Genomic DNA, 21,466 nt, shown 5'->3' with positions numbered 1-21,466 from the left:
TCATTCTTGTGAAATAAACCCCCAATCAGAATAGATAGGATGATAGGTTTGTTTTCCTGTTCGGCTTTGTTAAAAGCAACTTCCGACCAAGGGAATCAGTTCACCGGATTATGCGCGTGTTGCTGTAAATAGGGCTAGTCTATTAGGTACTTTTTGCGTTGTCATGGCGCATCACCTCCCTTTTAAGCTATTTCGAGCTTAAGGATATTTCCCCATATTGCATCACGACTTACCCTAATATAGGTTATACTAATTATGAATATCTTACCATTAACGATATTAATATAAATTATTGCAATTAACCAATTGCTTAACGTGAGGGTGAATAAAATGTTTGATTATCACAATTTAAATGACGTCGAATTTGAAGATCTATGTAAAGATGTAATGGAGAAAAAACTCTCCACTTCCTTGCGTTTATTTTCGAGGGGAAGAGATGGTGGTATTGATTTAACAGACAATACTTACACACATAATATTATCGTGCAATTCAAGCATTACATTAGAAGTAGCTATTCCAATTTACGAACGTCTCTAAGAAATGAATGTGGATGGTCACAGAGTTGTTCATTTGGTCATTTCTTTCATAGCTTCATTTCACTTCAGTAATCCTATAATAATTGATTCACACAAATATCTCATCAATAACATGTACACGTGAGTCAATAATTAGCTCTATACCCAAGAAGTAACCGCACTGCTCCAACCGCCTGCACGCGTTGCTGTTTCGAAGATTACACCTATTATTGAAAAATCTATGATGCATTTCATTCTTCTCTCGTTGCATATCTCCTATCAAATTTAGCTTTATTCCACCCACTCAACTACTTCCTGTGCGCATCGACGTGTCTTTTCAGCTGGGTCATGTAATCTATAGCCAAAAGCAGCCATAACAGAAACACCAAAATGTTCAGGGTCCATTATTCCTTCTGCAACTAATACATCACTGATCTTCTCTCTATTAAATCCTTCAATTGGGCAAGAATCGATACCAACCCATGCGGCAGCAGTCATCATGTTTCCTAATGCAATATAAGTTTGACGGCAGGCCCATTCGAACATCACTCTCGGATCATCTTCAATCGCAAACCCTGTTTTCAAAAAATGGTCATAGGTGGTCTGCTTCCCCTGTGCAGTTTCGGGTGACAACTTCTGAACACTCTCCATCATTCCCTGAATATAATCAGAACTTGCAACCATATCTTTCGGCAATCTTGACAGAATAATCATAAAATGACTTGCTGTTGATAATTGTCTTCTAGCGCCTGAAGCATACTCCGCTAACTTAGCACGAACGTCCTTATTTTGCACAATGACAAATTTCCAAGGTTCAAAGCCATACGAGCTTGGAGATAATCGACCTGTCTCTAATATGTACTTAAAGTCAGCATCACTTATTTTCTTATTAGGATCAAAATCTTTAGTGGCGTGTCGAAATCGGAACGCCGATAGAATCTCATTTTTCTTTACGTCTATATCACTCAATATATAAACTCCTTTACTCATTCTTAAGTTTCACGCTTCAACAGCTATATTATCACATTTTTCAAAAAATACATTTGTTATACCTCATCACTTTGATCATCTGAATCACTCAATAGCTCATGAAGTACCATCTTCTTATTTTTGAGAAAATGCTCAAATTCAATCTTTTCATAGTCCCTATGCGTATCATAACAACGCAGCACACAGCTCGGTTCCTTATTTTCAATTAAATAAGTGGTGTTACTCCGGCCTCCTATTCCCTCTCGGATGGAACACCTCCTCTTTCTCCTCAATAAGAAAAGTCGATCTAAAGATCGACTTCTTACAATACGATTTACGATTTGATTTATATGATTTTTCGAACAAAAAGGATGCTATTGCCGTACAATGCGGCTGTTTGTATGATTTTTCACACAAGTTTGATCCAATGTATGATTCATACAACCTTATATACGTTTTTTCACACAAAGTTCCACCTCATTTCGAAACCACATCATTAGATATCAATATTGCGGACATTCGGCCGAATATGCTCTTGATGTTTATCGAAAAAGATTTTTTTTAAGATGTTCGAGTCCATATCTCCATTCTAATAAAATATATACTTTCTTATATTTCAAAAAACTCCCGCTAGCATAAAGCCGCGGAAGCCTCTAATTAATTGAATCACCTTTAAACGAAAACATATTCTCCTTCACCAATCTGAATGGTCTTCCCTTTTAGTGCTATCGAATCCGTTTCACAAATCACCTGCTTGAATTGGTTCTCGTCTCCTTGTACGAAAGCAAACGACTTATCACCAATCGTAAGGCTGAAGGTATCGCACTCTGACTCCGTCACAGGAAGTCCGAATATCGTCCCCCAATGTTTAGCGGTAGCTGCAGGATTGGAGACGTGGAATACAGCGCGCACGATTTCGACATGCCCCGCAGGATGGGGCTGGATAACTCCAGATGATGTTAATCTTTCCAATCTCTCTGCATCTGTTCCGCTCCATTGAATGATGAACGGATAGACCAGTCCCTCAAAGTCGCCATCAATAGTCATCATACGCCACTCTATTAATCTGCCCTCGTTATCTAGACGCTTACCATCGATTATAGGAGATAATGATAAGCCTGCTACTTTGAGGGAAGCAGCTATTTCTTCAATATCATCCGTCCGGATAACTACTCTGCTTAAGATTTCATGCTCCGGTAAAAGTCTTACCGCATCTTTCACCACAAGATTATGTTCCGTTGCCTTTGCTAACTCTAGGTTCTCAATGCCCAGAAATTCGAGATAGGTTAGCCCAAAATAGCTTAAGGCATTGTAGGTTCCCCAATCTTTATGCGAACCTCCCTTAAAAGCAACCAAACCATGATCTCCGAAGATTTCAACCGGTTTGGCCAGATCATTGACGTAGTGCACTAAATGATCCCATTTCACCGTTGCCATCATTATTTCACTCCCAGCTCAGTAGTACGCTTTACGGCTGCTAGTACACTTCTTTGCAAGCCGGCTGCGAAATCACTGTTGTTCAATTCGTACAAGCCATGCATCCCGACACCACCAGGTGAATTATTAATATCAAGAAGTTGTCTTGGATGCAGCCCTGTCTGCTGCAACATAGCTACCGATCCCATCATATTCTCCAGTGCAACCTTCCAAGCTTGCTCACGCGGTAGTCCGGCAAGCACACCTGCATCCACAAGAGATTCAATGAAATAATAGATATAGTTAGGGCCAGCCACACCAAATCCAGTGAAAACATCCATTAATGCCTCATCCAAATATTGTACCTTTCCAAATCCGAGTAAGAAATGCTCCACTTGATCACGAGTCGCGTAAGCATTTAACGCTACTCCGCTATATCCGTACCCTGTATCAGTCAATGTATTAGGAATGACCCGGATAATGGGCCGGTTAGCTCCAAAATAACCAGCTAACTGATCATTCGTCACACCCGCTACAATCGATACAATTGCAGCAGCAGATGAAGCGAATTGTTGGACGATTTGTCCAAGTGAAGTTAAATCATCCTGTGGGCGAACTGCAACTACAATTATATGTGCTGTAGACAAGCTATGCTCTTGCGAACTCCCCGTATCTACTCCGTATTGGGTATTCAAAAACTGGAGACGGGACTCATTAATGTCTGAAACACTGATTTGGTCAACGGATAGGGTGTTATTGGATATACATGCGCGAATGATAGCTTCCGCCATCTGTCCACCACCAATAAAATGAATCTTTTCTTTTGTCACTCCGTTCACTTCCTTCATTAATTGTTCTCCCAAGCTTCAGGCAGGATGAAACCATCATATTTCTCTATTCCAACAATATATTCTTCAAACTCTTTAGATTCATAAGCTGCTTTCAAGTCTTTAGCCCACTGAGAATCTTCATCCTTTTTATTAACCGATACGATAATTCTATGTTCCATGGGCGTATTTTCTATTTTCAAGGCATCCGTAATCTTTCTGTCCGAATTAGCAATATAATTACCGTTTACAACACCATAATCAACATCTTGAAGTGAAACTAGGATTTGTGCCGGGTCCAATATTTTGATATCAATATCATATTTATCCGATTCTATACTGTTAATGTTAAAATCAGCTACGCCTGCCCCTTCTTTAATTTTGACCCAACCCAATTCTTCCAGAATACGCAGTGCACGTTCTTGGTTCACCGGATCGTTCGGAACAGCTACGGTTGTACCATCTTTAACATCGTCTAGTGTCGTATGATTTACAGAATAAAGACCCTGTGGAGCACCTGGCACATAAGCGATTCCTACCATATCCGCATTAATTTCTTCGTTGATTGCCCCCATATACACTGTACTTTGGAATATACTTGCGTCAATAGAGCCTTCCTTCATCGCTGGATTAACCTGCATGTTTTGCGAGAAGGTTTTAATATCAACGGTATAACCTTGTTCCTCTAGGATCGGTAGAATCGATTGACGAAATTGTTCCTCATAGGTTCCCACACCAAATCCAAAGGTAAGCTTCTTCTTATCTCCAGTATTATCCGCTTGATTATTACCACAAGCTGTCAACACTGCTAGAACACCAATCATCAATACTATCATTAACTTTTTCATATCTTCTTCTCCTATTCAAATACAGATTTTTTTAGTTGTTCCAACGCGTCATCCGTCACATTTAGTGGAATTGCGCAATTGGGAGAAAGAATAAACGGCTGATCTTTCATTAACGTCAATGCTTCTTCAGCCTGCTGCTTAATTTCTGCAATATTGTTTACAGCAAACAACCCATGATCGACTCCACCTACTTTAGTCGCTTTAAGGTTTGCATCTAAACCTGGGTTCCCCTCGGCTATAGTATCCCAACTGATCCCATCAATCCGATAATCGTTGAATTTCTCAGGTTGGGCATGGGCACCGCAAGTATGAAGAATGTTTTTGCCATAGCTTGCGGCTTCTAAAACGATAGAATCATAGGGTCTCGAGAACTCATCAAACATAGCTTCATCGAATAATCCTGGGTGAGCTGTGCCCGTCACTGCGTAGAACAAACCGTCAGAACCTGCTTGCTGCAGCTCTTGTACATAATCAGCTAACGTTAATGAAATCGCATGTAACGCATGGTGTGCTGCCGCTCGATGTTCCTTAAACAAGGATTCCAACGTTACAGGGTGCTCAATGCCAAACACCGTTTTTGTAACATAAGCAGAACGGCCTGCAATAAATAGCAATACAGTTAATGGTGAGAACACCGTTTGGATTAGAGGCGTATCTGGTAAGCCTTGACGAATTTGCCTAACCGCATCTAAATGCTCTGCCAAGGGTGCTGTATGTGCAGCCTTTTTGACTTCTAGATCCCATAAATTAGCCGCTGCTTCAATGACAGTCGTTTGCTGCCTCGGAAATACGGTCTCATAATCCGTAAAGTCGTATTGATTACCCCATGCTTCCGCTAAATAAGTCGCTCTTGGATTAATCTTGACCCAGTCCCAATCATATTTTTTCGTAAAAGAAATTGTAGTTTGTGCTAAATCATCAGCATTTTGTTCTTTGTCGATAAAATGGCGCCATCCACTCACAATTGGACGATCTGCTCGTTCTCCCGATAAAATCGCTTTAAATCTATCTTGCTTGCTCCATTCACTCATCTGTCGATTCCCTCCTAGAATATATAATGGCTAGTAACGGCGAATTTTTCTAGCTAACGTGTTGCCTAAAGATTGAATGCCTTGCACTAAAATAATAAGAATAATTACGGTAGCTACTACGACAACAGTGTCAAATCGTTGGTATCCATATACGATAGCCAAGTCGCCGACGCCGCCGCCCCCTACCGTTCCGGCCATTGCAGTTGCACCTATCAAACCAATCGTCGCAGTTGTCAAAGACAGGATTAATGATCCAACGGCCTCTGGCAACAAAAAGTACCATATGACTTGAAACGGAGTAGCTCCCATCGCCTCAGCAGCTTCAAGAATTCCTGGGTTCACTTCAAGCAAGGAGTTCTCTACCAAACGTCCTATATAAGGTGCGATATAGATAATGAGCGGTACGATCGCTGCGCTTGTCCCAATCGAAGTATGAACAATCAATCGTGTGAAAGGCACAATCGCAACTAGTAGAATAATAAAAGGCAAAGAACGAATGATGTTGATAATCGGATTTAGTATGGCGTAAAGCGCTTTGTTCTCCAACACCCCACCAGGACGAGTGATTACAAGAAATATCCCAAATGGGATCCCTATCAGGGAGCCCACAAACAAGGAGATGCCTACCATTTGAATCGTTTCTATAATCGCCTTCATAAATTGCTCACCTGTTACTGTTGTCGAAAACATTAGATTCTACCTCCTCTACGCCTACTCCATTTCTTGTCAAGAAAGATAAAGCATTGTTAATCTCTGATGTCTCACCATCGAATTGAATAATCACTGTTCCCAATGTTGTTTCTTGAATCTCCGTCGTATTCGCAAATAAAATATTGACCTTTATATCATAGGAGCGAATCATCTCAAACAGGATAGGTTCAGAGGCCCTTTCCCCCACAAAATTAAGTTTATAAATCAGACTTCCGGGTTCTGTTTTGATGGATTTTTGTACGCTTGGTGTAATGCTATTTTGAATAACCGTCTTCACGAAATTTTGCGTAGCCTGATGTTTGGGACGTCCGAATACATCGAGAACGCTTCCTTGTTCAATAATCCGGCCCTCTTCCATCACCGCCACCTTGTTACAAATCTCTTGAATGACAGACATTTCATGTGTAATGATCATCACTGTAATGTTATATTCAGCATTGATTTTCTTTAAAAGCTGTAGAATAGAATGTGTCGTCTGTGGATCTAAAGCAGATGTCGCTTCATCACAGAGAAGGATAGACGGATTCGAGGCAAGCGCTCTGGCAATTCCGACACGCTGTTTCTGTCCACCTGATAATTCACTCGGATAACTCCCCGCTTTGTCACTTAATCCAACAAACTCAAGTAGCTCCAGTACCCGCTGGCGTATTTCATTTTTATTCTTTTTTAGTAGAACGAGAGGGATCGCTACATTATCAAATACTTTTTTAGATTCTAATAGATTGAAATGTTGAAAAATCATGCCTATATTCTTCTTAGCAGCTCGTAGCTCTTTATCGTTGTATGTTCCCAAATCATGCCCAGCAACCATCACCTGTCCTTTAGTGGGTCTTTCCAAATAATTGACTAACCGAATTAATGTGCTTTTCCCCGCACCACTATAGCCGATAACTCCAAATATATCGCCCTTTTCGACCTTTAAATCGATCCCTTTCAGCGCATCAATAGTGATCCCTTTCCGAGTGAATGTTTTGTAAACATTCTTTAATTCAATCATTTACATTCCCCCCAGTCATATTTAGGATTTAGGATTCTCTATCAGCTTCAACAGTGCTTGTTCTGCCAATGATGCAAAATATTTAGCAGCTGGTAATATCGCAGCCTCATCAACATCGAATCGAGGGTGATGCAAAGCATAGGCCGGTCCGGTTCCTATATTTACAAAAGCACCCGGTATCCGCTGTAAATATAATGAGAAATCTTCTCCTCCCATTTGCGGTGGGATATCGTGTACATCATATCCAGCATGCAAGGCGATTTCTTTAGTAAAGTCAGCCCATTCGCCATCATTTATAGTTGCTGGTGGACCTGGATACCAATGCAATTGTGCCTCTGCTCCAGCTGCTGCAGCAATCCCTTCAATTATTCGAGTCATTTGGATGGGAATGAGGCGACGAATCTCTTCATTATGAGTTCGAACCGTACCTTCTAATTCAACCTTTTCCGGTAATACATTCCATGTGAAGCCCCCGTTAATTCTGGTAACACTTAACACAATCGGCTCCATAGCACTGTTTTGGCGGCTTATTATGGTTTGTAACGCTGTAATGATTTGAGCCGCAATCAGAATGCTATCCACACCTTTTTCAGGAGTAGCAGCATGAGCGCCGACACCTTTTACAGTGATTTCAAACCGATCGACACCTGCTGTTAAAGCTCCCGTTCTTGTTCCAAACACACCTGTAGGTAAGTCTGGTGAATTATGTAAACCAAATATAGCAGCTACATCTTCGAGACCTCCTGATGCTAAAACACTTTCCGCTCCGTGTCCTGTTTCTTCTGCTGGCTGGAACAACACTCTAACCCTTCCAGGTAATTCACTTTCACGATCCTTCAACAAGAAGGCAGCACCCAAAATAGTAGCCGTGTGAAAATCGTGACCACATGCATGCATTTTCCCAGGAATCTCAGAGGCAAAAGGCAATTCAGTTTGTTCTTCTATCGGAAGTGCATCAATATCACAGCGAATGGCCACAATGGGACCGTCACCCTGTCCAATTTCTGCGATAAGTCCGGTTTGTAACGGGAGGTCTAGAATATGAATATGGGCATTTGTCAGCCACTTCCGTAGTTTCTCTGTCGTTTTAAATTCTTCATATGCTAGTTCAGGCTCACGATGTAAATTTCTTCGAACGTCTATTAATTGATTTGCTAAAGCTTGATCAACCTCATTTAGTGGATTCATAGGTGAAGTGCTCCCCTTTCGTTATGCTTCCAATTTTTCTTCAATCCCTTTAATACGCTCGAGCGCAGTAGATAGACTGCTTAAAATGTGATCACGCATGGCTTTTTCTGCACCATCTTCATTTTTGTCAGCTATCATTTGCAAGATAAGATCATGTTCTACATCTGCCTGCGTGTTCCAATCCCCATGCATGGAGACGAATCGACAATAGCGAAGAGAATGATCTCTTAGTTGATTCAGAACTTTCTCGAATGTTGTAAGTTCACTGATTTCAGATAAATAATCATGGAACTCAAAGCCGTAGGATACAAAATTCTGACTGTCGCCAAGCTGAAAGGATTGTTTCATTTTTGTGATCAACGTCGTTAAATTGACAATATCCTTATCTGTAGCATGCTTAGCTGCACTTCTTGCAATATAGCCTTCAAGCATGCTGCGAATAAGAAATATTTCTTCAACCTCTTTAAGGGTTACTGAAGCTACCCGTAGCCTTCCATTCGGCTGCCGCACGAGAAAACCCTCGATCTCTAATCTCTGTATTGCTTCTCTTAGTGGCGTGCGACTGACCCCGATTAGCGCTGCTAAATTTTCTTCATGTACAGGTTGATTCGGCTCTAACTCACTATCAATAATTTTTTCTTTTAATGCATAGTAGGTATTATCCTTTGACAACCTTCGTGATCGTATCACCATATCTTTACTACTCCTCATCAATCATCTGTGAGGTACGAACCCAACAATATATTTGTATAATTGTATACAATTATTAATTTGAAATTCAGTACCACTCTTTATCTTTACCACGTTGCTACGCCTAGCCTATATTACTTTTATAAAATCTAATATGTTGAATACATTGTTATTTGTAAATTTATTTCATCCCAATCAAGCTTTTTTATACTATATTCCTATTATTCCACCTAGTCAAGTGGGTATTAACAAATAAGTGCACTCTCAACATAAAAAAAACTACAACCACAAATGAAAAGTCCCCTATAGAATAGACCTTTTATAAGGTCTATTCTATAGGGGACTTTTTAAAGAATCCTTCGGGTTTCTTTTTACGACCCATTAATATTTTTGGAGGTGTGTCAGTTACCACTTGCATGCTGTATTAGTTACTCATCATCACTTTCATCATCTGAATCACTGAATAGCTCATGAAGTACTGACTCTCTATTTTCGAGAAAACGTCTAGTGATGATGTAGTGTAATGTATCTTCATACCTAATTTCCCCAACGGGGTGTTCATCGAAGTTAAGTATCTGTGCATCTGGGTAACCGAGAAGGATCGGAGAATGAGTTGCTATGATGAACTGGGCTTCATTTTCCAAATCCTTCATGATACGTAATAATGCTAATTGCCGTGCTGGTGAAAGTGCTGCTTCTGGCTCGTCTAGTAAATAGATTGCCTTTTTCCCAAAACGATTGTTAAAGAGAGACAGAAAAGCCTCACCATGTGATTGCTCATGTAAGGATAGCCCCCCATAAGATCTCAAACTCTCTGGCATAGTATCTAGATGAGATGCAAATTGATAAAAGGTTTCCGCTCTCAGAAAAAAGCCGTTTGTAATCTTGGGCATCCAAGACAAGCGTATATGATCACCTAGGACAGATTGAGCAGCATCTACCTCATAGGTGTTGTTCCTTCCACCACCTGCCGTATTAAACCCACATTGATAGGCTATTCCCTCTAGGATAGTCGATTTTCCTGAACCATTTTCTCCAACAAGGAAGGTAATATTGCTCTTGAATTCAAGAGTGTCCAGATTCTTTATAGCTGAAATAGAAAACGGATAGTCGCTATCGTTAATGTCATTTTTCCTCATAATCTCTAGACTTCGTAAGAACAAGATACCCTCTCCCCACCATTTTTCTGCCATGCAGAAAATATAATCATTGTAATATACTGATCTTCTTATGTTACCATAGTCGCCTTCTACAATTTTACATTAAAAAACCGACTTCTCTGTGAACTGCACCCCGATTGTTAGACAAAACTAACCATTGGAGGTGCAGTTTTTCTATGACCAAGTTCAGTACAGATCAAAAAAGACAAGCAGTCTGCCGTTATCTAAATGGAGTAGAAAGTCTTAAGACGATTGCGAAATCAATCGGTGTCCATCATTCCGTATTCATCAAATGGATTAAACAATATGAACATCATGGTGATGAGGCTTTTAAAGAGGGCTATACACTGTATTCTGTACAGGATAAACTAGACGTACTTCATTATATGAACGAGAATGGGACGTCAGCGAGAGAAACGGCTGCTATATTTAATATTGCTAGCCATAGTACCCTTTTAAGCTGGCAAAGAAGCGATGCATACTACAGTTTATATAGACATAGATGGAAGAGTGAGCCCTTTTTCAGAACAATGGACCATCGATCTGAATGATTGTGGCATACCGATTCACTATACAACCCTAGCTACATTGAGGCATCTGTTTACATGCATCCACCTTTGAGGTTCGAGTCTTTAACTAAACCATAAGATTCATCCTATTCTCGAGGCAGAAAAAAGACGTATGTTCTTATGACAGAACATACGTTTTTTTAATGTTTTTACGTAGTGAATATTTACAGTCTGCAGAGAAAATCCTCTTTAGAAGGAATCCTTATTTATGAAACTCGAACGATCGTTAACGCCGCACCTACACCGCCACCAAGGAGCGTTGCCGCACCTATTAGACCGAATAATTGCAATTGCACAGTAGTTCCTGCCCCTAGAACCGTTATAACGGTACTATTAAAGCTTGATAAGTTTATGAGTGGATTGACAATCGAAGGCGTCAATGCTGTGCCATTAATTAGAAGCTGTGAATTTACAGCTAAAGCTGCAGTCAGGTTGATTTGATAAGATATCATATACGTTCCAGCAGTTGGGATCGTGATGATTGTACTCGCTCCATTAATTGTTATTCCGTTTAAAATATGATCATCAGGAAGCGGAATACTAGTACCACCAAGGAGAACTGCAATTACTGCACCAGAAGTATTAGCAGCAAAAGCATTTACATCGGTAAAGACATCTCCCGTGGCTCCGGTATCACCTGTTGCTCCGGTATCTCCAGTTGCTCCAGTATCACCTGTTGCTCCGGTATCACCTGTTGCACCTGTATCACCTGTTGCTCCGGTATCTCCTGTTGCTCCGGTATCACCTGTTGCTCCGGTATCGCCTGTGGCACCTGTATCACCAGTTGCTCCGGTATCGCCTGTTGCTCCGGTATCACCTGTTGCTCCGGTATCACCTGTTGCTCCGGTATCGCCTGTTGCTCCGGTATCACCTGTTGCTCCGGTATCGCCTGTTGCTCCGGTATCGCCTGTTGCTCCGGTATCGCCTGTTGCTCCGGTATCACCTGTTGCTCCGGTATCACCTGTTGCTCCGGTATCACCTGTTGCTCCGGTATCACCTGTTGCTCCGGTATCTCCTGTGGCACCTGTATCACCAGTTGCTCCGGTATCGCCTGTTGCTCCGGTATCACCTGTTGCTCCAGTTGCACCTGTATCACCAGTTGCTCCGGTATCACCTGTGGCTCCGGTATCGCCTGTGGCTCCGGTATCGCCTGTTGCACCTGTATCACCTGTGGCACCTGTATCACCTGTGGCACCTGTGGCTCCGTCTGCTCCGGTTGCTCCTGTTGCTCCGTCTACTCCGGTTGCACCTGTTGCTCCGTCTACTCCGGTTTCACCTGTTGCCCCAGTCTCACCTGTTTCACCAGTTGCTCCAGTCTCTCCAGTTGCACCTGTTGTTCCGTCTGCTCCGGTTGCACCTGTTGCTCCGTCTGCTCCGGTTGCACCTGTTGCTCCATCTGCTCCGGTTGCACCTGTTGCTCCATCTGCTCCGGTTGCACCTGTTGCTCCGTCTACTCCGGTTGCACCTGTTGCACCGTCTGCTCCGGTATCACCTGTTGCTCCGGTATCGCCTGTTGCTCCGGTATCCCCAGTTGCTCCGGTATCACCAGTTGCTCCTGTTTCACCAGTTGCTCCGGTATCACCTGTGGCACCTGTATCACCTGTTGCTCCGGTATCACCTGTGGCACCTGTGGCTCCGTCTGCTCCCGTTGCTCCGGTTGCACCTGTGGCTCCGTCTGCTCCGGTTGCACCATCTGCTCCCGTTGCTCCTGATGCACCTGTTGCTCCATCTACTCCTGTTGCTCCATCTGCTCCCGTTGCTCCTCTTTCACCTGTTGCCCCAGTCTCACCTGTTTCACCAGTTGCTCCAGTCTCTCCAGTTGCTCCTGTTGCTCCATCTGCTCCGGTTGCACCTGTTGCTCCGTCTGCTCCGGTTGCACCTGTGGCTCCGTCTGCTCCGGTTGCACCTGTTCCTCCGTCTGCTCCGGTTGCACCTGTTGCTCCGTCTGCTCCGGTTGCACCTGTTGCTCCGTCTACTCCGGTTGCACCTGTGGCTCCGTCTGCTCCGGTTGCACCTGTTGCTCCGTCTGCTCCGGTTGCACCTGTTGCTCCATCTGCTCCCGTTGCTCCTGTGGCTCCGTCTGCTCCGGTTGCACCTGTTGCTCCGTCTGCTCCGGTTGCACCTGTTGCTCCATCTGCTCCGGTTGCACCTGTTGCTCCGTCTGCTCCGGTTGCACCTGTTACTCCGTCTACTCCGGTTGCACCTGTTGCTCCATCTGCTCCGGTTGCACCTGTTGCTCCATCTGCTCCGGTTGCACCTGTTGCTCCATCTGCTCCGGTTGCACCTGTTGCTCCGTCTGCACCTGTTGCCCCGTCTGCCCCGGTTACACCTGTTGCTCCGTCTGCTCCGGTTGCACCTGTTGCTCCATCTACTCCGGTTGCTCCTCTTTCACCTGTTGCCCCAGTCTCACCTGTTTCACCAGTTGCTCCGGTTGCTCCTGTTGGAACTATTGGTAAATTAATAGCGACGATTGTAGAACCTTGAGTAACCTCAATATCTAACGTCGTAGATACAAAGGATAATGTTTCACCCACTAACATCGTTGCTACATCACCCAGCGGACCTTCAATAATGAACAAAGGCTCTTGTGGATCAAATTCTCCAGTTGGACCTGTTGGGCCTGTTGGGCCTGTTAGACCCGTAGGTCCTGTTGGTCCTGTTGGTCCTCCAAATGGACCTGTAGATCCTGTAGGTCCTGTTGGTCCCAACAATGTAGGAGCAGACAGAACGGCTTCTAACTTATTCGTTAAGATCCATTCCTTTTTAATCGTTTCTCTTAGTGTGTCACGTACACTTTCATTTACATTTAAAAGATCTGCTATCGTTGCTCCAGGGCCAGTAATACCAGGTAATGTCCCCAGAACATATTGAAGCTTCTCCCCCTCTGCATTAATAATGTGACTCAGTCCTAATTCTTCCATCGCTATTGATGATAATAGCAACGTTATTGCATCGTCACGTGTTACTGAAATGCTGGGAGTAATATTCGGAATATTAGCTTGTGACATATTTATAACTCCTTTACTTGTGGGATGCTCTATCATATGTAAACTATCATTCTGTTGTTTGTGTTTTTTCCATAATGGGGAAGATATCTTCTTGGATACTAGATTTATATTTTAATCTTGTCCACTATCACTGGATGCACTATACTACTTTAGTTATTCACTCTTGAATTGCTCGTAATATAAGATCTAATTTATCCGTAAGAATCCATTCCTTTTTTCCAATTTCGCGGATTGTTTAGTTAAACCTAATTTGGATATATCTAATAGCTCATGAACGGCATTACGAAAGCGGAGATTAGAATTATTACGGAAGAGCCGATACTGTGCTAGCAAGTGCGACTGATTATAGCTAGCTGGAAGAGGACCATAATAGTTGATGATTTGTACACTACCCAACCAATACTTATTTTTTTTTACACATTTCGTAATAATTCAACACTTTCTCCCTCCACTTCTTCATCAGCATCAAGCCAGAGCACCCAATCTCCTGTGCTCTTCTCTAGACCATAATTACGTGCAGCCGCGAAGTCATCATTCCACTCGTAAGAATAGACTGAAGCATTGCGCAAGTCTTTCCTCTTCATTTCGTACGATCATACAGAGTGTCAACTTCTTAAGTTCCTCCGAATTATTATCCACGATTGTATATCCTCCCATTTATTCATAGTTCGACATTGAGAATAAGCAACACAAAATGAGTTAGAAATTAGAGACTCATGTAATACTAAATATATGTCTAGGGCAGTTTTCTGTTACTTATGACATTTGCTCATAGAGCACGGGGTTGTTACCAAGCAACAAAAAGAGACCTCTCACAAGTTCAATGAACTCATGAGAAGTCTCTCTGTGTGAATTGCCATTCAGAAGGAAACTGAGGCTGGATATGAATACCTTCTTTATTACCCTGTAGTCCAAATAGACCATCAATCAAACAGCGATAAACTCATGGAACGGTTCCTGTATTAAATAAATGGCTGGAACGTCCAGCAGTATGCGGAATTTGTCTATATGCACCTCTATAATAATTAGGTATGAATACAGCCAATTGACCTCGTCTAATAATGTACTCTGAATTGGGTCCTGGAATCATTTTTCGAAGTAAACGATAGGCATTATCCTTCTCTCCTACGGCGTACAACCCATAGATATAAAATGCTGCAGCGTGATTATATACCGCCCCATTCTCTGCGGTTCCTTGATGTTTCTGCGTTACTTTACCTACATCCTCTCGCATTGCTGTATAAGATGGTGCTAGCTTCTCAACTCCATAAGGTGTTTCTAATTGCTCCTTAGCAGCTTGAATCAGCTTACGCTGTTTCAATTCAGCATCCTCATGTAGAATAATACCATCCGGCATGGCACCGTTCACACTCTGTTGGCTTAACGCATCCCCTTTCCTCTTCCGCCCATTGACCAATGACTAATAACCTAAAAACCCAACCTCATTATCCATTCAACAAAGCGCTCCTTCTCCTCAAACTGCGGATAATGAGCTGATTCTTCAAATCGTACGAATTCCTTTACTGGTGCATCTAGTATATCGAAGTAATCTTTTGCCGATTCCATAGATGTCATGTAATCATATTGTCCCATAACAAAATATGTGGGTATTTCCAAGCGCTCAACAATATCGGTGATATGGTTTGTTAATACTTCCTTCATCAAGAATCGTTGTGAATTGGATATCCCCTTGATTGAGCGAATCACATCGAGCCCATTATTCTCAGGATTCAGCAGTAACCCCAAGTAATAATCTTTGTTATCGTTGATGAGTCTTGCTGAACCACCATATTTCTGAACAAGATTTCTGGGTGTGTACTCCTCCCCTCGTTCGATAGGGTCTCGAAGAAGCTCTAAACTTTCCACTTCATCCAAGTTTCCCGCTTGCTGTGCCTGTTCAATAGTGTATTCCAAGCTATCCAGTTCACTCTGAATCGTATCCGCCATTTGTCCTATTCCTATGTATGCTTTGAATTTATCAGGCGCTTTAGCAGCAGCCTTCATCCCAATATAAGTTCCGAACGAATGTCCAATCAGCAGAGCTTTATCTTGATCTAATTTCGTTGTAACATAATCTGTTAATGCCAGTAAATCATCAACAAGTAAATCGGTTGTCAGATTCGAATAGTCCTCAAAAAAATGATATGACTTCCCACTTCCACGTTGGTCATAATGAACGATAGTAAAATGCTGCTCAAGCTCCTCCTGATATTTTCTCACATACGGAATCTCGGAGACGCCTGGACCTCCATGTACAAAGATCATGATCGGATTGCTCCGATCGACTCCTCTAATCATGATCTCATGTCCTTCACCGTTGATTTGGACCTGATCTAGTACACTGATGCTGTTCTTGCCTTTAATTTGTGGTGTCCATGTAGGAAATACCAAACCTAGTACAGCTATTATAATGATGATAAACAAGCTACGTTTTAATATTTTTGACATCTTCCTGCGCATGTAACGGCTCCTTAAAGTTGGATAGTATCCATCTTTTTAATTTGTATCTAAGATATGTACTCTTACAGTATAATACATATTCAAAATATTGTACCCCCGCCGCAAGAGTTAATTTCCAGAAACGGGGATACGGTATTCAGACAAATATATTTAAGTCTGATGAAACGGTATTAGTTAACTTTGGTAAATAACCATTTCTGCGCGTCCGTTCCGTTGTCTGTCCACTGTTGGACCGCTGCGCCATCTGCCGAAGAAGATCCGGATATATCCATTGCTAATCCACTTACTTTGGAAATAAGCTTGTAATAGCCTCCTCCTACATCAATTATACTCCACCTTTGGGCATTGGAACCATTGTTTTCCCACTGCTGAAGTTGTACACCACTTGAGGTTGAGGAACTTGGCACATCCAACACTTTTCCACTGTGTACAGCCGTAAGCTTGTAGTAGCCATCTCCTGTACTTTCCACCTTGAACTTCTGATTGTTGGTACTAAAGTTGGTCCATTGCTGAATTTTCGCCCCGTTCGCTGTGGAAACATCCACTACATCCAGCACCTTACCACTGGTCTTGGAGCCTAAAATGTAAGTACCATCGCTGATAACATTTGACGAAGAACCTGCCTGATACACACGTACATAGTCAACCATCATTTGCGCTGGAAATGAGGTTGAACTATTGGGACTTCCGGGCCAATTTCCACCCACGGCTAGATTTAGAAGAATGAAGAATGACTTTTGGAATTCCTCCGTATTTCCAGTTCCATTCTCGATATAGAAGGCATTAAACTGGGTTCCGTCCACAAACCACTTTATATAACTCGAATCCCACTCAATGCTGTACACGTGGTACTGGGAAAAATCAAGATTTCCGGATACTTGTCCATATTCGGCGTGCCCATTGGCATCCCAGTGCACAGTGCCATTGACATTGGCGTTATTGTTTACACGTTCCATAATGTCTATTTCCCCACTTTTGGGCCAGCCCACTGAATCAACATTCGTTCCCAGCATCCAAAACGCCGGCCAGAGTCCCTGTCCTGAGGGCAGCTTGATTCTTGCTTCGATTTTTCCATGGGTAAAGCTTTTCAATCCCTGTGTCTTTATCCGTGCAGAAGTATAATTCATACCCCCATAAGATTCCTTTTGCGCCTTGATTACGAGATTTCCACCAGTAACCTGCAAATTCTGTGTTCGGTTCGTATAATATTGTAGCTCATTGTTTCCCCAGCCGCTGCTACCGGTACCAACTTCAGCCTTCCAATTTGCAGTATTCAGTGAAGTTCCATCGAATTCATCGCTCCATGCCAAATTCCAACTTGTAGCTGCATTTGATTCCGTAGTAGGTAGAAAAGTTATCAAGAGTATGAATACCAACAATAGACTTAGCAATTTCCCTCTTTTCAACATCATTTCCCTCTCCTTCTCAAATGAATTTTTTAATAACTTAGGAGCGTATGAGACAACACTTTGCTCATGATGAGCCTTTTAGACATCACCTCTCTTATTTCATGATTATTTCAATGCACGCCGCGCGGTCGCGCACTTGAAACCGGATTAATATGTTACGAAGCCTTAAGGTATGCAGAGAAGGTTTTCCATTGATTATTTCCCTTAATAGCTATAAATGATAGCGCTACCATTTCTGTCTTTACCTGATTATATACTTGTTCACCTTCTTTTCATACCTAAATTTGGCTATTATCCATTAAAAGTATCATTTTGATACTCATACCTTTCGAGTGAATGACTGCCTTACTAAAAAGACACTAACGAGGAGTTAGTGTCTTTAATGGTAATAAGCACGAGAATATTTCGAGTGGTATGTTACTTTCTTCAAAAGTTGTATTACTTCAGTCACGTTCAAATACTATAGCCCCTTAGGACAGCGCCAACATCGCGTTCATATCCTCTGCGGCTGAAGTAATCAACTTCAATCCAAAAGTCTCTACCAGAACATCCAGCACGCCGGGCGAAATGAACTCAGGTGGCTTCGGTCCAATGCGGATGTCCTTAATACCGAGGCTGAACAAGCCTAGCAGGATAGCAACTGCTTTTTGCTCAAACCAAGACAACACGATGCTGATGGGTAGTTCGTTCACGGTACATTCAAAAGCATCAGCCAAAGCCAGAGCAATTTTTACAGTAGAACCGGAATTGTTGCATTGTCCAAGGTCAATATAACGCGGAATGCCCGTATCTCCCACCGTGCCATAATCTACATCATTAAAGCGGAATTTCCCACAAGAAGTGGTTAAAATGACAGTATCGTTCGGCAAGGATGTCGCTAACTCACGGTAATAATTACCGCCTGGACCTGGTGCATCACACCCTGCGATGACGAAAAAGCGACGGATATGCCCGGCTTTGACTGCTTGAATGATCTCGGGAGCGAGTCCGATCACGGTCTCATGGTGGTATCCAGTCGTGAGAACACTCTCTGACTCTACATCTGCCGCAGCTAACGATAGAGCACGCTCAATTAGTGGAGAGAAATCGTCATCCATAATCTTCGCAACACCTTCTAGCCCCGCTACTTCATAAGAGAAGAAGCGATCCGCATACGTTCCTTTAATCGGCATTACACAATTCGTCGTTGCAAGAATCGCACCGGGAAAGCGCTCGAATAGTCTGCGCTGATCATACCACGCTTTGCCGATGTTGCCTTTCAAATGACTGTACTTCTTCAACGCAGGATACCCATGAGCAGGTAGCATTTCCGAGTGGGTATAGATGTTGATACCCATTCCCTCTGTCTGCCGTAGCAACTCCTCCAATGCATACAAATTATGTCCTGTCACCACAATACATTGACCTTCAATTTTATTCTGGCTGACTGTAATCGGCTGCGGAATACCAAAGCGATCTGTATGCGCGCGATCTAGCACATCCATGATCCGCACCGCTGCATTCCCGACCTTCATGGCCATCTCCAGATGCTCTTGCGTATTAAAGTTGGAATTGGTCAAGGTCATGTACAAGGCTTCGTGGGTGATCCGATCCACTTCTGGATCGCTATATCCTAACTGCCTAGCATGTGTAGCGTAGGCTGCAATCCCTTTTAACGCAAAAATCATCGTATCCTGCAAGCTCGCTATCGTTTCATTCTTGCCACACACGCCAACTATCGTACACCCACCATTCGGTGTCTGTTCACACTGGTAACAAAACATATCCATATCCTCCATATATCCATATAACTGGTATTTTCGTTGATATTCATAGCGTAACAGAGCTACAAACATAAGTTTGTGCTTACAATCACAAACTATAAATACACGCAGATGGAACTTGGGAAATTGTCGACCATCGTGGACTTTACCGATCGTTTCGATGGCTTGAGTAGGATGTTCCGTGGATTCCACTAATAATAGATCTTTGGGGATACGAAGACAGCATCTACTCATACATTTTTTTAATTTGTAGCTTAAGATATACGTAGAACAAGAGCACGAAATATGCAAACGAGACCGATAATGTTACAGCCGATTTCAATGCTGATTGCTTATCATAGTTCATAAGAGTAGTGAACGTTTCAACGGCAGGAGGCAGCACCCAGAACAGTAACGAGAATCCCGAACCTGCAGAATTAACTAGACCTTGCATCGCCAACGTTACGATTAATACCAAAAGCATCCCACTAATCGAGAGGCTTGTATTTTTCACAAAAGTCTTATTAAAGAATAGTGCTATGAGCATTCCTAACAGGGACATTTCAATATGGACTGCGAATGCTGTCAACCACTGCATCCATGTTACCGATTGATCAAACATATTCGTGACTATAGGATATACCATTGCAAATAAACTTAAGGAGGTACAAAGCAAAAAAATCATTACTGTTCTCCCGACTAGATAGGTTTGAATACTACCTGCATGCAAAGACGTAATCTGCTCCTGAACCTCATTCATTGAAGAAAGAAAACTGGAACATAACCAAGTAGAAATAAAATAAAGAAAGATTGAGGATATAGCATAGCTATCCATTACTGGATTAGGTCTATATGAATAAAGCATCATTACACCTATGAAGTAGCAAAGAAAAATCGGGAAATATCTATAGGATCGAAAATAACTCTTAAACAAAAATACAATCAAACTCACCGAAAATTCACCCCCTTTCCTCTCGATGATGAATAACCTTTCTTATGTCAGTGGGTTTATAATCTCGTTCTACTGAAAGGATGGAGTACTTCCGTTCTAACAGACAGTACAGCACGAAGTCACTATTTTCCTCTTTTACGATAAGTTCGTTGCCATTCTTTAACTTTTGAATATACTCTAGGGGCAACCAATCTGTGACTTCATTACTTTCTTCAGGTTTCGGGTTTGAGAACACTATTCTGACTGCAGATTCGATTTCTCGTAAGTATGGATTATCTGATTCGACCACTCCACTATTAATAACGATGACACGGTCAGCAATTTGATTCAGCAAGTCCGTTTCGTGGCAGGACATAATAATCGTAATGCCCTCTTGTTTAAAAACACTCAGCATTTCAGCCAGATCGCTCTGAGACGCAACATCCAATCCCGAAAGAGGTTCATCCAAAATCAATACGTCTGGATTGCCCAAAACAGCCTGCAACAAATTAACCTTTTGCGTCATTCCTTTAGAAAAATAGGCGATACTATGAGTTTCTCTCAAGTTGAATCTATCCAGTAGACCACCTATTCTTTCATTGAGATAAGGTTTAGAAAGTTTCTGTATCCTTCCCATTGTATATAGGTACTCTTCAGCAGTGAACTTTGGCTTAGGAAAGTGTTCCGGAGCAAACCCAACACGTAATGGAGAAGACGGATTATAGATCACTTTACCCGTAGAAGGACGAATAAGACCTGCAATTATCTTTAGCAAAGTGGTTTTACCCGATCCATTACACCCCAGAAATGCAATAGACTGATTGTTAAAAATGGAGAAGCTTATATCCTTGAGAATAGGCCGATGTTGAGTATAAAACTTATTAATATGATCAAGACGAATGATAGTATCCATTGGATCCCCCCATTAGAATATAACTCCCACCTGAATATTTATAACCCTACCTCATTCATAGAACGATTGATCGTTTTTAAT

18 protein-coding genes and 2 pseudogenes are annotated in these 21,466 nt (G+C 42.2%); 2 read left to right on the top strand and 18 right to left on the bottom strand.

The window, feature by feature from the left end; translation table 11 throughout:
• Window positions 1-330: 330 nt before the first annotated feature.
• Window positions 331-609 carry a restriction endonuclease gene (locus tag AC1TO9_RS16785; protein WP_482059915.1) on the top strand — a complete coding sequence of 93 codons (279 nt, stop codon included), beginning with the start codon at window positions 331-333 and terminating at the stop codon, window positions 607-609.
• 198 nt (window positions 610-807) lie between these two features.
• Here AC1TO9_RS16785 and AC1TO9_RS16780 read toward each other — a convergent pair whose 3' ends face one another.
• The 10 genes from AC1TO9_RS16780 to AC1TO9_RS16735 all read right to left on the bottom strand — a co-directional run bounded on the left by AC1TO9_RS16780 (window position 808) and on the right by AC1TO9_RS16735 (window position 10,356).
• Window positions 808-1,485, bottom strand: coding sequence for an NAD(P)H-dependent oxidoreductase (locus tag AC1TO9_RS16780; protein ID WP_482059914.1), 678 nt, complete (start codon window positions 1,483-1,485; stop codon window positions 808-810).
• Window positions 1,486-2,157: 672 nt separating this feature from the next.
• Complete coding sequence (locus AC1TO9_RS16775) at window positions 2,158-2,925, bottom strand: VOC family protein (RefSeq protein ID WP_482059913.1); 768 nt, start codon at window positions 2,923-2,925, stop codon at window positions 2,158-2,160.
• Entirely contained in the window at window positions 2,925-3,749 is an 825-nt protein-coding gene (proC, locus tag AC1TO9_RS16770; RefSeq protein ID WP_482059912.1) for a pyrroline-5-carboxylate reductase, read from the bottom strand. Before proC ends, AC1TO9_RS16775 begins: the two co-directional genes overlap by 1 nt.
• Window positions 3,749-4,576 carry a MetQ/NlpA family ABC transporter substrate-binding protein gene (locus tag AC1TO9_RS16765; RefSeq protein WP_482059911.1) on the bottom strand — a complete coding sequence of 276 codons (828 nt, stop codon included), beginning with the start codon at window positions 4,574-4,576 and terminating at the stop codon, window positions 3,749-3,751. The genes proC and AC1TO9_RS16765 overlap by 1 nt, the downstream gene beginning before the upstream one ends.
• 11 nt (window positions 4,577-4,587) lie before the next feature.
• Window positions 4,588-5,607: a uroporphyrinogen decarboxylase family protein gene (locus AC1TO9_RS16760; RefSeq protein WP_482057979.1), complete on the bottom strand. Its 1,020-nt coding sequence runs from the start codon at window positions 5,605-5,607 to the stop codon at window positions 4,588-4,590.
• A 30-nt stretch (window positions 5,608-5,637) separates the two neighbouring features.
• The gene (locus AC1TO9_RS16755) at window positions 5,638-6,297 is read right to left on the bottom strand and encodes a methionine ABC transporter permease (RefSeq protein WP_482057980.1); all 660 of its coding nucleotides are present in this window, start codon (window positions 6,295-6,297) and stop codon (window positions 5,638-5,640) included.
• Window positions 6,272-7,315 (bottom strand): methionine ABC transporter ATP-binding protein, encoded by a 1,044-nt coding sequence (locus tag AC1TO9_RS16750; RefSeq protein WP_482057981.1) that lies wholly within the window; start codon window positions 7,313-7,315, stop codon window positions 6,272-6,274. The genes AC1TO9_RS16755 and AC1TO9_RS16750 overlap by 26 nt, the downstream gene beginning before the upstream one ends.
• A gap of 21 nt (window positions 7,316-7,336) precedes the next feature.
• Entirely contained in the window at window positions 7,337-8,503 is a 1,167-nt protein-coding gene (locus tag AC1TO9_RS16745) for an amidohydrolase (RefSeq protein ID WP_482059910.1), read from the bottom strand.
• A 21-nt stretch (window positions 8,504-8,524) separates the two neighbouring features.
• On the bottom strand, window positions 8,525-9,196 hold the full coding sequence (locus AC1TO9_RS16740) for a GntR family transcriptional regulator (RefSeq protein ID WP_482059909.1): 672 nt from the start codon (window positions 9,194-9,196) through the stop codon (window positions 8,525-8,527).
• A 425-nt stretch (window positions 9,197-9,621) separates the two neighbouring features.
• Window positions 9,622-10,356, bottom strand: a complete 735-nt coding sequence (locus AC1TO9_RS16735) for an AAA family ATPase (protein WP_482059993.1) — start codon at window positions 10,354-10,356, stop codon at window positions 9,622-9,624.
• Between the two features lie 173 nt (window positions 10,357-10,529).
• Here AC1TO9_RS16735 and AC1TO9_RS16730 point away from each other — a divergent pair.
• A pseudogene (locus AC1TO9_RS16730) lies at window positions 10,530-10,820 on the top strand (transposase); the annotation flags it as partial.
• A 308-nt stretch (window positions 10,821-11,128) separates the two neighbouring features.
• On the opposite strand, the gene AC1TO9_RS16725 reads toward AC1TO9_RS16730, so the two are convergent.
• The 8 genes and pseudogenes from AC1TO9_RS16725 to AC1TO9_RS16690 all read right to left on the bottom strand — a co-directional run bounded on the left by AC1TO9_RS16725 (window position 11,129) and on the right by AC1TO9_RS16690 (window position 21,385).
• Complete coding sequence (locus AC1TO9_RS16725; protein ID WP_482059908.1) at window positions 11,129-13,930, bottom strand: beta strand repeat-containing protein; 2,802 nt, start codon at window positions 13,928-13,930, stop codon at window positions 11,129-11,131.
• Window positions 13,931-14,343: 413 nt separating this feature from the next.
• Window positions 14,344-14,514, bottom strand: a complete 171-nt coding sequence (locus AC1TO9_RS16720; protein ID WP_482057920.1) for a glycosyltransferase — start codon at window positions 14,512-14,514, stop codon at window positions 14,344-14,346.
• A 272-nt stretch (window positions 14,515-14,786) separates the two neighbouring features.
• A pseudogene (locus AC1TO9_RS16715) lies at window positions 14,787-15,248 on the bottom strand (GH36-type glycosyl hydrolase domain-containing protein); the annotation flags it as partial.
• A gap of 110 nt (window positions 15,249-15,358) precedes the next feature.
• Complete coding sequence (locus AC1TO9_RS16710) at window positions 15,359-16,378, bottom strand: alpha/beta fold hydrolase (RefSeq protein ID WP_482059992.1); 1,020 nt, start codon at window positions 16,376-16,378, stop codon at window positions 15,359-15,361.
• Window positions 16,379-16,560: 182 nt separating this feature from the next.
• Window positions 16,561-17,799 carry an RICIN domain-containing protein gene (locus tag AC1TO9_RS16705; RefSeq protein WP_482059991.1) on the bottom strand — a complete coding sequence of 413 codons (1,239 nt, stop codon included), beginning with the start codon at window positions 17,797-17,799 and terminating at the stop codon, window positions 16,561-16,563.
• Between the two features lie 470 nt (window positions 17,800-18,269).
• Window positions 18,270-19,562 carry a hydroxylamine reductase gene (gene hcp, locus AC1TO9_RS16700; RefSeq protein ID WP_482059990.1) on the bottom strand — a complete coding sequence of 431 codons (1,293 nt, stop codon included), beginning with the start codon at window positions 19,560-19,562 and terminating at the stop codon, window positions 18,270-18,272.
• A 226-nt stretch (window positions 19,563-19,788) separates the two neighbouring features.
• Window positions 19,789-20,226 carry a hypothetical protein gene (locus AC1TO9_RS16695; RefSeq protein ID WP_482059907.1) on the bottom strand — a complete coding sequence of 146 codons (438 nt, stop codon included), beginning with the start codon at window positions 20,224-20,226 and terminating at the stop codon, window positions 19,789-19,791.
• Between the two features lie 274 nt (window positions 20,227-20,500).
• The gene (locus AC1TO9_RS16690; protein ID WP_482059906.1) at window positions 20,501-21,385 is read right to left on the bottom strand and encodes an ABC transporter ATP-binding protein; all 885 of its coding nucleotides are present in this window, start codon (window positions 21,383-21,385) and stop codon (window positions 20,501-20,503) included.
• Between the last annotated feature and the right edge of the window lie 81 nt (window positions 21,386-21,466).

It is taken from the genome of Paenibacillus sp. Y916, assembly GCF_056786435.1.
The sequence above is the reverse complement of the archived record's forward strand: the minus strand, read 5'-3'. Positions and strand labels throughout refer to the sequence as shown.

Coding starts and splice junctions, on each gene's coding strand:
- AC1TO9_RS16785 (WP_482059915.1), top strand. CDS start 331: ATGTTTGATTATCACAATTTAAATGACGTCGAATTTGAAGATCTATGT.
- AC1TO9_RS16775 (WP_482059913.1), bottom strand. CDS start 2,925: ATGATGGCAACGGTGAAATGGGATCATTTAGTGCACTACGTCAATGAT.
- proC (WP_482059912.1), bottom strand. CDS start 3,749: ATGAAGGAAGTGAACGGAGTGACAAAAGAAAAGATTCATTTTATTGGT.
- AC1TO9_RS16765 (WP_482059911.1), bottom strand. CDS start 4,576: ATGAAAAAGTTAATGATAGTATTGATGATTGGTGTTCTAGCAGTGTTG.
- AC1TO9_RS16760 (WP_482057979.1), bottom strand. CDS start 5,607: ATGAGTGAATGGAGCAAGCAAGATAGATTTAAAGCGATTTTATCGGGA.
- AC1TO9_RS16755 (WP_482057980.1), bottom strand. CDS start 6,297: ATGTTTTCGACAACAGTAACAGGTGAGCAATTTATGAAGGCGATTATA.
- AC1TO9_RS16750 (WP_482057981.1), bottom strand. CDS start 7,315: ATGATTGAATTAAAGAATGTTTACAAAACATTCACTCGGAAAGGGATC.
- AC1TO9_RS16745 (WP_482059910.1), bottom strand. CDS start 8,503: ATGAATCCACTAAATGAGGTTGATCAAGCTTTAGCAAATCAATTAATA.
- AC1TO9_RS16740 (WP_482059909.1), bottom strand. CDS start 9,196: ATGGTGATACGATCACGAAGGTTGTCAAAGGATAATACCTACTATGCA.
- AC1TO9_RS16725 (WP_482059908.1), bottom strand. CDS start 13,930: ATGTCACAAGCTAATATTCCGAATATTACTCCCAGCATTTCAGTAACA.
- AC1TO9_RS16720 (WP_482057920.1), bottom strand. CDS start 14,514: ATGAAGAGGAAAGACTTGCGCAATGCTTCAGTCTATTCTTACGAGTGG.
- AC1TO9_RS16710 (WP_482059992.1), bottom strand. CDS start 16,378: ATGTCAAAAATATTAAAACGTAGCTTGTTTATCATCATTATAATAGCT.
- AC1TO9_RS16705 (WP_482059991.1), bottom strand. CDS start 17,799: ATGTTGAAAAGAGGGAAATTGCTAAGTCTATTGTTGGTATTCATACTC.
- hcp (WP_482059990.1), bottom strand. CDS start 19,562: ATGTTTTGTTACCAGTGTGAACAGACACCGAATGGTGGGTGTACGATA.
- AC1TO9_RS16695 (WP_482059907.1), bottom strand. CDS start 20,226: ATGATTTTTTTGCTTTGTACCTCCTTAAGTTTATTTGCAATGGTATAT.
- AC1TO9_RS16690 (WP_482059906.1), bottom strand. CDS start 21,385: ATGGATACTATCATTCGTCTTGATCATATTAATAAGTTTTATACTCAA.